Raw genomic sequence first — 10259 nt, 5'->3', positions numbered from 1 at the left:
CCTTGACGGCGTTGTTGAGGATTTCGACGCCGCGCAGCATGCGGTCGCGCGCGTCGGTGGAGAATTTGATTTCCTTGGCAGACATGATCTTTTCCAGTTCGGTTGTCGTGGCAAGGCGCTTGCAGCGCCTGAATCAAAGCTCGGAGCGTCCTTTGCGCGCGCGCGGGAGGGCGCGCGGCCTTCCAATCAGGCGGCCTTCTTGGCAGCCACGGTCTTGTCGATGATGCCCGTCTCGCTTTTTTCGATGACGCCCATGATGTCGGCCTCCTTCATGATCAGAAGGTCCTCGCCGTAGATCTTGACCTCGGTGCCCGACCATTTGCCGAACAGGATCAGGTCGCCGGCCTTGACGTCGAGCGGAACAAGCGCGCCGCTTTCGTCCCGCGCGCCCGGCCCGACAGCGATCACTTCGCCTTCCTGCGGTTTTTCTTTGGCATTGTCGGGGATGATGATGCCGCCCTTGGATTTGGTGTCGCTTTCGGCGCGCCGAATGACGACGCGATCGTGGAGTGGCCGGAATTTCATGGGGACTCTTTCTGGGGCCAGCTTAGGCGGCCGCCCCTCTCTATAGGCGCCCTGGCACTCGATTGATAGGAGCGCCAAAAAATATTCATAGGGCACATGAAATATTGAACGTATTATCTTGCCTGGTTATCCCCTGGTGTTCGGGCCTTGCCGAATATTAATGAAATTGAATTTCTATCTTTGAACACCTATTTTATGGTGAATTCACATTCACGACTTTCGCTGCAAGGGAGATTTTACCGATGGCCGAAGGCAATCAGAACATCATGGAAAAAGCTCAGGCCCGCTTCATGGAAAATCAAAAGAAGACGGCGGAGCGGAACAAAGCAACTGCCGAATATCTCTCGGAAGCCAAGGCGAGGAGCATCAAAACGGCAAGGCTGAGGGAATTGCGACTGGCCAAGGAAGAGGCGGACCGCGCGGCGGAAGCTCTGAATCCGGTCGCACCAAAGAAGAAGCGGGCGTCACGGGCAGTCAAGAAGGCCGTATCTGCATCGACGGAGGCGAAATCATGAGCCTGACATTTCCCAATCCCAGCCGCAGCTACGACGAGGCAAGCAAACGCATCCGCTTCGTCGGCCATGACGGGATGTTCCAGATTTCCTTCTCTGTCGCAACCGATGCCATCTCCAAGATGCAGCCGGGAACGGCGGCCTCAGAAGCTACCTACCTGGCAGCCTTCGACACGGCTTCCAACTCGATCCACGATGTCGCCAGGAATGCCTATGCCCGCACCCGCAGGAGCATATATGTGCTGACTGCGGCCGATTTTCGCTAGTCCGTCGCGATCCGTCCACAAGACGCTTTGTCAGGGCTTCCGGTCCGCCTTCGCTCGCCGCTTGACGTCGCGACCGTTCAGCCGGTCGACCATCGCGTCCGCATCGCGCGTGTTCAAACTGGCCGTGAGTTGCTGCTTGAGCTCGGCCGGCTGGCCGGTGAAGACGTCGAAGACGGTCCAGCTGTGAGGATGTTCCATACGGAGCGCGTAGCGCTTTGCCATCTTGGGTCCTTTCGTTTCCGCCCAATCAATGAATGTCGCTCGATCAGGCCTGGGCGATGAAGAATACTGCCGCCACGACAAGCACCGTCCACAAAACGACGGACAGCTTCAGGGCCAGGCTACCGTACGCCGAGAGCACCTCCCGAGTGTGGTTGACCAGACTCTTGACGGTCATCGACATGGTCGACGCCGCAATCGCGACCGGCGGCGCCTTGGCCCCAAGCTTTCCGAAGACAGGCAGCAGCGACGGCTCGCGCACGAAAAACGACCTCGAATGTCTGGAAACCAGACATCGTCATAGCATCCTTTTTTCGAACTCCTGCATGCCAAATGACTTCGCGCAGGTTGGCATCACCCTCAAGGGTCCGTGGCGCGGACGGCCGGGGCGTCGCGCATTCCAGGAGCAGGGCTTATTGCCGAGATCATGAAGGTTCATAATCCGCATGAGACGCGCTGATTCGCGCTTTGGCGGGATGCCTTCATGCAACGCAGCTACGCAGCCGGGAGGTCGACGCGACGGACGAAGGGAAAGACGATGACCGCGCCGGCCGTCGAATTGCAGAAGGCCATATTCGAGGCAGTGAATGACGATCCCGATTTATCGGCGGCACTGGGCGACGCACGATTGTTCGACCGTGCGCCGGAAAATGTTGCGTTCCCCCACATGACCTTCGGCCGCACCAGCGTCTACGATTGGGCAACGGGAATGGAGAACGACGCAGAACAGTTGCTGACGTTGCATGTCTGGTCGAAATCAGAGGCCAGCAAGGAAACCAATGACATCATGGACCTTGTTAGCACCCGCCTGCGCGATACGGCTCTCTCGCTCGGCGAACATCGCCGCGCCTACCTCAAGCTCGAATTCGCCGAAGCCCGCTACGACGAGGACCTTTCGGCCCATCACGGGCTGCTGCGCTTCCGCGCCGTGATCAAGGACGAGGGCTGACCACCGGGCATTTTTTACAATCCGGCAATTTTGTTCTTGCTTTGTGCCGGCAGCTATGCTACTAATTCGCCTATGGTGCTGATGGCGCCAGCGACCCGCCGCAGAGGCGGGTTTTTATTTCCGGTCGGTTCGCCTGAATCTGCCTTCGGTTGCCGGATCGATTATCGAAGTCGGGGCAAACCTGAAGCGATTGCCTTTCACTGCCAAACGATGCCCGGTTGTCGGCGAAGGATCGGAGGGCTAGGTTAAACTTGGCAATTTCGCGGGATGGGCGGCGAAATGGCAATCCGGTAATCTCGCGCTTCAGGGGTGTGGCGGGCATGCATTCGAGCGTTCACCGTTCATATCACGTTCAGCACCGGCGCGTTAGAACGCTGACCATGAAAACCCTTCGCTCCCACTTCCGGACCGCGGCACTGGCGCTGTCAGCCGCCGGTCTGCTTGCGTCGCAGGCGATGGCGATCCCCGTTGTCGTGCCCGAGCAGCCCCAACCGGTCGTCCTCGCCGCCTCCGACTGCTATGCGATCGGCCAGCAGGTGGCCGAGCAGAATGGCGGCACCTTGGCCAAGGCCTCGCAGTCGACACGCGGCGGCCAGCCCGTCTGCGTCATCGTCGTGCTGGTTCCGGGCAAGGAAGGGCAGCGTCCGCGTCGCTCGGAGATCGTCGTTCCGCTGAACTGAACCGTGCCGTTTCCCAGACTGCCGGAATCGGCCTATATCTGAACAGCTTCAACAGGCCTTCCGCATGCGCGTACTCGTCGTCGAAGATGACAAGGATCTCAACCGGCAGATCGGCGACGCGCTGGTCGATGCCGGCTATGTCGTCGACCGCGCTTTCGACGGCGAGGAAGGGCACTTTCTCGGCGACACCGAGCCCTACGATGCCGTGGTGCTCGACATCGGCCTGCCGCAGATGGACGGCATCAGCGTGGTCGAGCGATGGCGGCGCGGCGGCCGCAAGATGCCGGTGCTGATCCTGACGGCACGCGACCGCTGGAGCGACAAGGTTGCCGGCATCGACGCCGGCGCCGACGACTACGTCACCAAACCCTTCCACATCGAGGAAATCCTGGCCAGGGTGCGGGCCTTGATCCGGCGTGCTGCCGGGCACGCTTCGTCCGAACTGACCTGCGGGCCGCTCCGCCTCGACACCAAGGCCTCCAAGGCCGACGTCGACGGCGTGCCGCTGAAGCTGACCTCGCACGAATTTCGCTTGCTTGCCTATTTGATGCACCACATGGGCGAGGTGGTGTCCCGGACCGAGCTGGTCGAGCATCTCTACGACCAGGATTTCGACCGCGATTCCAACACGATCGAGGTCTTTGTCGGACGGCTTCGCAAGAAGATGGGCATCGACATGATCGAAACTGTTCGCGGCATGGGCTACCGCATGCGTAAGCCGGAGGCGTAACGCGGAACCGCTGCCTACAAAACCCGCCGTCTCGAACACGCCGTCGCTGCGGTCATGGCCGCGTTCGGTGGCGTTTCGCGTCATCGCCTTTTCCACGGTCTGGGCGATCCTCACTCTGGTCGTCATCTTCACCTTGATCACCACGCTCTATCGCCAGGCCAGCGAGCGCGGTTTCGACAGCCTGCTTTCGGCGCATCTGTTCAACCTGATCGGCTCGGTCGGCGTTTCTGAAAGCGGCCAATTGACCGGCGCCCCCGACCTTGGTGATTTGAGGTTCTCGGAACCGAATTCCGGCTGGTACTGGTCGGTCGAGCCTGCCTCGGAAGGCGTGCACGGCGATCTCCATTCGTCGTCGATGACCAAGGCGATCCCGTCGCCAAGCGTTGCCGAGGTGCCCTTCAATGCCAGCTTCCAGCGCAGCTATTCAGCGGACGGCATCGAAGGCGAGCAGTTGGAGGTGTTCGAGAGCGAGTTCGTGCTCGATGCGAAAAACCGCGCCGCGCGCTTCCGCGTCATGGGCAACCAGACCGAGCTCGAGCAGGAAATCGCCACCTTCCAGCGGCGCCTTTTGACCTATCTGTCGCTGTTCGGCGTCGGCATGATCGCCATCAATGCGATTGCCATCCTGCTCGGCCTGCAGCCGCTGCGCCGGGTCAGGAATGCGCTTGCCATGGTGCGCGAAGGAACCGCGCAGCGCCTAGATGGCCGTTTCCCGGCCGAGATCGAGCCGCTCGCCAACGAGACCAATGCGCTGATCGAGAACAACAGGCGTATCGTCGAGCGGTCGCGCACGCAGGTCGGCAACCTCGCGCACTCGCTGAAGACGCCGCTTGCCGTGCTGCTCAACGAGGGACGGGCGCTGGGTGGCGCCAAGGGCCAGCTGATCGCCGAGCAGGCCGCTTCCATGCAAAAGCAAGTGGACCATTATCTGCAACGTGCCCGCGTCGCCGCGCAGCGCGACAGCGTCGTCTACCGTACGCCGGTGGCGCCGCTGGTCCAGCGCATGGTTCGGGTGCTGCAAAAGCTCAACCCGCAGACGGCGCTGTCGCTGTCGCTGCCGGCCACCGACATCGTCTTTGCCGGCGAACGCGAGGACCTGGAGGAGCTGCTCGGCAATCTGCTCGACAATGCGATGAAATGGGCAAGGAGCGCGGTCGCCGTTTCGGTCAAGCCAATCTCCAGCAAAGGTGGCGCTGGCACGGAAGGCGCAGCCAACCTGTTCGAGATCAGCATCGAGGATGACGGCCCCGGCATTCCCGACGACAAGGCGCGCGAGGTGTTGCAGCGCGGCCGGCGGCTCGACGAGACAAAACCGGGCAGCGGGCTCGGACTTGCCATTGTCGCCGACCTTGTCAACGAGTATGGAGGCTCTCTGGCGCTGGAACGATCCATCATGGGTGGATTGAAGGCGATGGTTCGATTGCGGAGCCTTCAGTAATGCTTTTCCAGATTGCTTTTCCAGGTGGCTGGCTGCGGCCAAATTTCCGACAAACATCGACATTATGGCCGCGCCAGCTGCTGACAGCGCGGCGGTCCAGCTCAAGAAAGCCGGTATTGGCATGAAGATTCGCGTCGCGCTCGTTTCCGCCCTGCTCGCCGTCTCCGGCTGCACGACGCTCGGCAAGGGCCCGGCCGTTACGGTGACGCCGGCCTTGACGCCCCCCAGCGGGGCCAAGGTGGCGACGACGATCATCTCCGCCATGGGCGGCGGCCTCGTCGGCGGCTCTATCGGCGCCGGCCTGAGCGAGACCGAGAAGCGCAGCGCGCTCGAGGCGGAATACAAGGCGCTTGAATACACGGCGAGCGGCCAGAAAGTGGCTTGGAAGAGCGACAGTTCGGCCCATCGCGGCGAAGTGGTCGCCGCCCAGCCCTATCGCGTCGGCTCGCAGGACTGCCGGCAATACACCCATACGGTGTTTACCGGCACCGCCGGCGCCACCGCGCGCGGAACCGCCTGCCGTAATGCCGACGGCAGCTGGACGCCGCTGACGTAGAGCAATTCCAGGAAAAGTGTGAAACGGTTTTCCGTCCGGAATTGCGCAACAAAGACGCCCGGCCGTCGATCCGCCGATACCGATCCGGCACTAAAGCGCGTCGCGTTCGACCGTCGTCATGCGACGCGCTATAGGTTCTTGTTTTGATGCATGGTCGTTATCGCAAAACCGCTGCACACTTTTGCGCGACATGCATTATCGATCGGAGCGGCCCCGCCAAAGCGTCGCAGCACGCTTGTGTTGGCAGGGCAAGGGTCTCGTTCTATTGGAAGAGCCATGCTGTTTTGGGTCATAGCCGCACTCCTGACGCTGGGCGCAAGCTTGGCGGTGCTGCTGCCGTTGGCCGGCGGATCGAAGAACGCGTCCGCTGCCGGCGATCACGACCTTGAAGTCTATCGCGACCAGCTGGCCGAGCTTGACCGCGATATGGCGCGCGGCCTGATCCGGCCAATGGAGGCCGAAGAGGCACGCGCCGAAATCGCCCGCCGCATCCTTCGCCTGAGCAATGCCGGCCACGCCGACGAGACGGCGACGCAGCCGTCGCGGTCGACAAGGCTGGTGGCGACGGCGGCCGTGCTGCTGGTTCCGCTGGTCAGCTGGGGCCTCTATGGCCAGCTCGGCTCACCCGACCTGCCGTCGCAGCCGCTCAGCGAACGCCTGGCCAAGAACCCCGCCGACAGCTCGGTCGACGAGCTGATAGCCCGCGCCGAGGCGCACCTGGCGGCCAACCCATCCGATGGCCGCGGCTGGGACGTGCTGGCGCCGGTCTATCTGCGCATGCAGCGATACGCCGATGCGGTGACCGCCTATCGCAACGCCATCCGCCTCGACGGCGACAGCGCCGCCCGCCAGGCGGGTCTTGGCGAGGCGATCGCCAATGCGGCCGGCGGCATTGTCTCCGCCGAAGCGCAGGCGGCTTTCGAGGCGGCGTTGAAGCTCGATCCGGCCAATCCGAAGGCCGCGTTCTATCTCGCCATGGGCATGGCACAGGAAGGCCGCATAGCTGAAGCCACGGCGGCCTGGCAAAAGATGCTTGCCGCCTTGCCGCAGAGCTCGCCGTGGCGCGGCGCCGTCGAGCAGGCGCTGGCCGAATCCGCCGCCCGCAGCGTCGCTTCTGAGGCGCCCGCGAAAGGGCCGAGCGCCGAGGATATCGATGCTGCCTCCTCGATGTCGCCGCAGGACCGGCAAGCCATGATCAGCACCATGGTTGCCGGCCTCGACGAAAGGCTTCGGCAAAATCCGCGCGACGAGGAAGGGTGGATGCAGCTCGTTCGTTCCTATGCCGTGCTGGGCAAGACAGATCAGGCGCGTGACGCGCTCAATCGCGGTATCGCCGTCTTTGGCGCGGACAGTGACCAGGCCAGGAAATTCACCGCCTTTGCCGCCTCGCTTGGCGTGACGGCGACGGAGTAGACGATGACGCGCAAGCAGAAACGACTGTCGGTGATCGCAGCGGGGCTGGGGTTTCTCGGTGTTGCCACGGGGCTGACCTTCTATGCGCTTGGCCAGAAGGCCTCCTATTTCTACATGCCGGCCGATCTGGCCACCGCCAGCCTTCAGCCGGGCCAGCGCATAAGGCTCGGCGGTCTTGTCGAAAAAGGCACGGTCGAGCGTGGCCAAGGCGCCACCGTCGCCTTTTCGGTGACCGACAACCAGAAGGACGTCAAGGTCACCTATACCGGCATTCTTCCCGACCTCTTCCGGGAAGGACAGGGCGTGATCACCGAAGGCTCGTTTGGCCCTGACGGAATCTTTGTCGCCGACAGCGTGCTGGCCAAGCATGACGAGACCTATATGCCCAAGGAAGTGGCCGACGGCCTCAAGGCCAAGGGCGTATGGCAGGAGAGCAAGAGTGACTAGCGGGTGCGGTGACAATGGTTGAAACCGGACATTTCGCCCTGGTCCTGGCGTTTGCGCTGGCCCTGGTGCAGACGATGGTGCCGCTGTTCGGTGCGCGCACCGGCAACCACAAGATGATGGCCGTCGGCGCACCGGCCGCGCTGACCGGCTTTGCCTTGACGGCGCTGTCTTTCGTGGCGCTGGCAACCGCCTACGCCGGCTCCGACTTCTCGGTTGAGAGCGTCTGGGAGAACTCGCATTCGCTGCAGCCGCTGATCTACAAGATCACCGGAACCTGGGGCAATCACGAAGGTTCGATGCTGCTCTGGGTGCTGATCCTGACCTTCTTCGGCGCGCTCGTCGCCGTCTTCGGCGGCAATCTTCCGGCGACGCTCCGGGCCAATGTGCTTGCCGTGCAGGGAGCGATCGGCGCCACTTTCTTCCTGTTCATCCTGACGACGTCGAACCCGTTCGTCAGGCTCAATCCGGCGCCTATCGAGGGCCGCGATCTCAACCCGATCCTGCAGGACCTCGGCCTCGCCATCCATCCGCCGCTGCTTTATCTCGGCTATGTCGGTTTCTCGATCTGCTTTTCCTTCTCTGTCGCTGCCCTCATCGAGGGCCGCATTGACGCTTCGTGGGCGCGCTGGGTAAGGCCGTGGACATTGGTTGCCTGGATGTTCCTCACCGGCGGCATCGCCATGGGCTCCTACTGGGCCTATTACGAGCTCGGCTGGGGCGGCTTCTGGTTCTGGGATCCGGTCGAGAACGCATCCTTCATGCCGTGGCTGGCGGGCACGGCGCTGCTGCATTCGGCGATCGTCATGGAAAAGCGCTCGGCGCTGAAGATCTGGACGCTGCTTCTGGCGATCCTGACCTTCTCGCTGTCGCTGCTCGGCACCTTCCTGGTGCGTTCCGGCGTGCTGACCTCGGTGCACGCATTCGCCACCGATCCGACGCGTGGCGTGTTCATTCTCTGCATCCTGACGCTGTTCATCGGCGGCTCGCTGGCGCTGTTTGCCTTGCGCGCCTCCCGGCTGACGGCCGGCGGCCTGTTTCACCCGATCTCGCGCGAAGGCGCGCTGGTCCTGAACAATCTGTTCCTGACCACCGCCACCGCCACCGTGCTGGTCGGCACGCTCTACCCGCTCGTCGTCGAAGCCCTATCTGCCGACAAGATTTCGGTCGGCGCGCCGTTCTTCAACCTGACATTCGGCCCGCTGATGGTGCCGCTCTTGGTCGTCGTGCCGTTCGGGCCGCTACTCGCCTGGAAGCGCGGCGACATTTTCGCGGTCGCCCAGCGCCTGATGGCGGCTTTCGCGGCGGCGCTGCTCGCGGTGCTGGTGACGGCCCTGTTCATCGATGGCGCTTCGGTGTTGGCGGCACTCGGTGTCGGCCTTGCCTTCTGGCTGATCTGCGGCGCGCTCACCGATCTCGCCGTCAAATCCGGCTTCGGCACCGTCGCGCCCGCCACCATGCTCAGGCGCTTCGCCGGCCTGCCGCGCTCGGTCTTCGGCACAGCGCTTGCGCATCTCGGCCTCGGGCTGACAACGCTCGGCATTGTCGGCACGCTTTGCTTCGGGACCGAAAAAATCCTGTCGATGCATGCCGGCGAGACCGTCGAACTGTCCGGCCACAAGCTGCGCTTCGAGGGGCTCTACCCGGCCCAGGGGCCGAACTACAGTGAGGATCGCGGCCGCTTCGCCCTGCTTGGGGCCGACGGTAGCGTCGCAGGCGAGATCACCTCGGCCAAGCGCTCATATCCGGTGCGCCAGATGACCACAACCGAATCCGGCATCAGGACGATCGGCTTCAGCCAGCTCTATCTTTCGCTTGGCGACGAGGGCAGCGATGGCTCTGTGGTCGTTCGTCTGTGGTGGAAGCCGCTGGTGACGCTGATCTGGGGCGGCGCACTGGTGATGATGGCGGGCGCGGCGATGTCGCTGCTCGACCGCCGCCTGCGCGTCGGCGCACCGTCGCGCCGCAAGGCTGCGGCCGGCGTGCCATCGGCGAGCCCGCAATGAAAAGGGTCACGCTGGCCTCGCTGGTCCTGCTGCTGGCGCTGTTGTTCGCCGGCGCCGCGCAGGCGGTCAAGCCCGACGAGGTGCTCGCCGACCCGGCACTCGAGGCGAGGGCGCGCGCTTTGTCGGAAGGCCTGCGCTGCATGGTCTGCCAGAACCAGTCGATCGACGAGTCCGATGCCGACCTCGCCCGCGACCTGCGCATCCTTGTGCGCCAGCGCCTCGTCGCCGGCGATACCGACCGGCAGGTGATGGACTATGTCGTTTCGCGCTACGGCGAATTCGTGCTGCTGAAGCCACGCTTCAATCTGCGCAATGTTTTGCTCTGGGGGACGCCAGTTCTTCTGCTGCTCGTTGGCGGGACATTCATCCTGCTGGCCGCCCGCTCGCGCCGTTCGACGGTGACCGCTGCATTAACTGCCGAGGAACAGGCGGCGCTGGACAAGATGCTCCGCCGCGATTGATCGATACATTACGAAAGTTTCATGTACCGGAAATGGCGCCGTAATGTGCGGCTCTCTATT

At 63.1% G+C, this 10259-nt stretch carries 14 protein-coding genes; 11 read left to right on the top strand and 3 right to left on the bottom strand.

Features of this window, described 5'->3' with window-relative positions; genetic code table 11:
* Positions 1-186: 186 nt before the first annotated feature.
* Positions 187-525 carry a co-chaperone GroES gene (locus tag NKI41_RS27415; RefSeq protein WP_352685912.1) on the bottom strand — a complete coding sequence of 113 codons (339 nt, stop codon included), beginning with the start codon at positions 523-525 and terminating at the stop codon, positions 187-189.
* Between the two features lie 242 nt (positions 526-767).
* On the opposite strand from NKI41_RS27415, the gene NKI41_RS27410 reads away from it, so the two are divergent.
* Positions 768-1040, top strand: coding sequence for a hypothetical protein (locus NKI41_RS27410; RefSeq protein WP_352471005.1), 273 nt, complete (start codon positions 768-770; stop codon positions 1038-1040).
* Entirely contained in the window at positions 1037-1303 is a 267-nt protein-coding gene (locus NKI41_RS27405; protein ID WP_254819951.1) for a DUF1488 family protein, read from the top strand. The genes NKI41_RS27410 and NKI41_RS27405 overlap by 4 nt, the downstream gene beginning before the upstream one ends.
* A 30-nt stretch (positions 1304-1333) precedes the next feature.
* On the opposite strand, the gene NKI41_RS27400 is transcribed toward NKI41_RS27405, so the two are convergent.
* Both NKI41_RS27400 and NKI41_RS27395 read right to left on the bottom strand, forming a co-directional pair.
* Positions 1334-1525 (bottom strand): hypothetical protein, encoded by a 192-nt coding sequence (locus NKI41_RS27400; protein ID WP_352471006.1) that lies wholly within the window; start codon positions 1523-1525, stop codon positions 1334-1336.
* Positions 1526-1568: 43 nt separating this feature from the next.
* Positions 1569-1784: a hypothetical protein gene (locus tag NKI41_RS27395; protein WP_352471007.1), complete on the bottom strand. Its 216-nt coding sequence runs from the start codon at positions 1782-1784 to the stop codon at positions 1569-1571.
* Positions 1785-2060: 276 nt separating this feature from the next.
* On the opposite strand from NKI41_RS27395, the gene NKI41_RS27390 reads away from it, so the two are divergent.
* The 9 genes from NKI41_RS27390 (at position 2061) to NKI41_RS27350 (ending at position 10199) form a co-directional block, all read left to right on the top strand.
* Positions 2061-2471: a DUF3168 domain-containing protein gene (locus tag NKI41_RS27390; RefSeq protein ID WP_352471008.1), complete on the top strand. Its 411-nt coding sequence runs from the start codon at positions 2061-2063 to the stop codon at positions 2469-2471.
* A gap of 380 nt (positions 2472-2851) precedes the next feature.
* Positions 2852-3151 carry a hypothetical protein gene (locus tag NKI41_RS27385; RefSeq protein WP_352471009.1) on the top strand — a complete coding sequence of 100 codons (300 nt, stop codon included), beginning with the start codon at positions 2852-2854 and terminating at the stop codon, positions 3149-3151.
* A gap of 64 nt (positions 3152-3215) precedes the next feature.
* Positions 3216-3881, top strand: a complete 666-nt coding sequence (locus NKI41_RS27380; RefSeq protein ID WP_023718390.1) for a response regulator transcription factor — start codon at positions 3216-3218, stop codon at positions 3879-3881.
* A 10-nt stretch (positions 3882-3891) separates the two neighbouring features.
* Positions 3892-5319, top strand: coding sequence for an ATP-binding protein (locus tag NKI41_RS27375; RefSeq protein ID WP_352471109.1), 1428 nt, complete (start codon positions 3892-3894; stop codon positions 5317-5319).
* 121 nt (positions 5320-5440) lie between these two features.
* Positions 5441-5875 carry an RT0821/Lpp0805 family surface protein gene (locus NKI41_RS27370; protein WP_352471010.1) on the top strand — a complete coding sequence of 145 codons (435 nt, stop codon included), beginning with the start codon at positions 5441-5443 and terminating at the stop codon, positions 5873-5875.
* Between the two features lie 276 nt (positions 5876-6151).
* Positions 6152-7288 (top strand): c-type cytochrome biogenesis protein CcmI, encoded by a 1137-nt coding sequence (gene ccmI / locus NKI41_RS27365; RefSeq protein WP_352685910.1) that lies wholly within the window; start codon positions 6152-6154, stop codon positions 7286-7288.
* Between the two features lie 3 nt (positions 7289-7291).
* Entirely contained in the window at positions 7292-7735 is a 444-nt protein-coding gene (gene ccmE / locus NKI41_RS27360) for a cytochrome c maturation protein CcmE (protein WP_352471012.1), read from the top strand.
* A gap of 14 nt (positions 7736-7749) precedes the next feature.
* Positions 7750-9738 carry a heme lyase CcmF/NrfE family subunit gene (locus NKI41_RS27355; RefSeq protein ID WP_352471013.1) on the top strand — a complete coding sequence of 663 codons (1989 nt, stop codon included), beginning with the start codon at positions 7750-7752 and terminating at the stop codon, positions 9736-9738.
* Complete coding sequence (locus NKI41_RS27350; protein WP_084641257.1) at positions 9735-10199, top strand: cytochrome c-type biogenesis protein; 465 nt, start codon at positions 9735-9737, stop codon at positions 10197-10199. Before NKI41_RS27355 ends, NKI41_RS27350 begins: the two co-directional genes overlap by 4 nt.
* The last annotated feature ends 60 nt before the right edge of the window (positions 10200-10259 follow it).

Origin of the sequence: Mesorhizobium sp. M0601, from assembly GCF_040320845.1 — a bacterium.
Lineage (GTDB): Bacteria > Pseudomonadota > Alphaproteobacteria > Rhizobiales > Rhizobiaceae > Mesorhizobium.
Note: the sequence above shows the minus strand (reverse complement) of the source record. Positions and strands in the feature narration are given on the sequence as shown.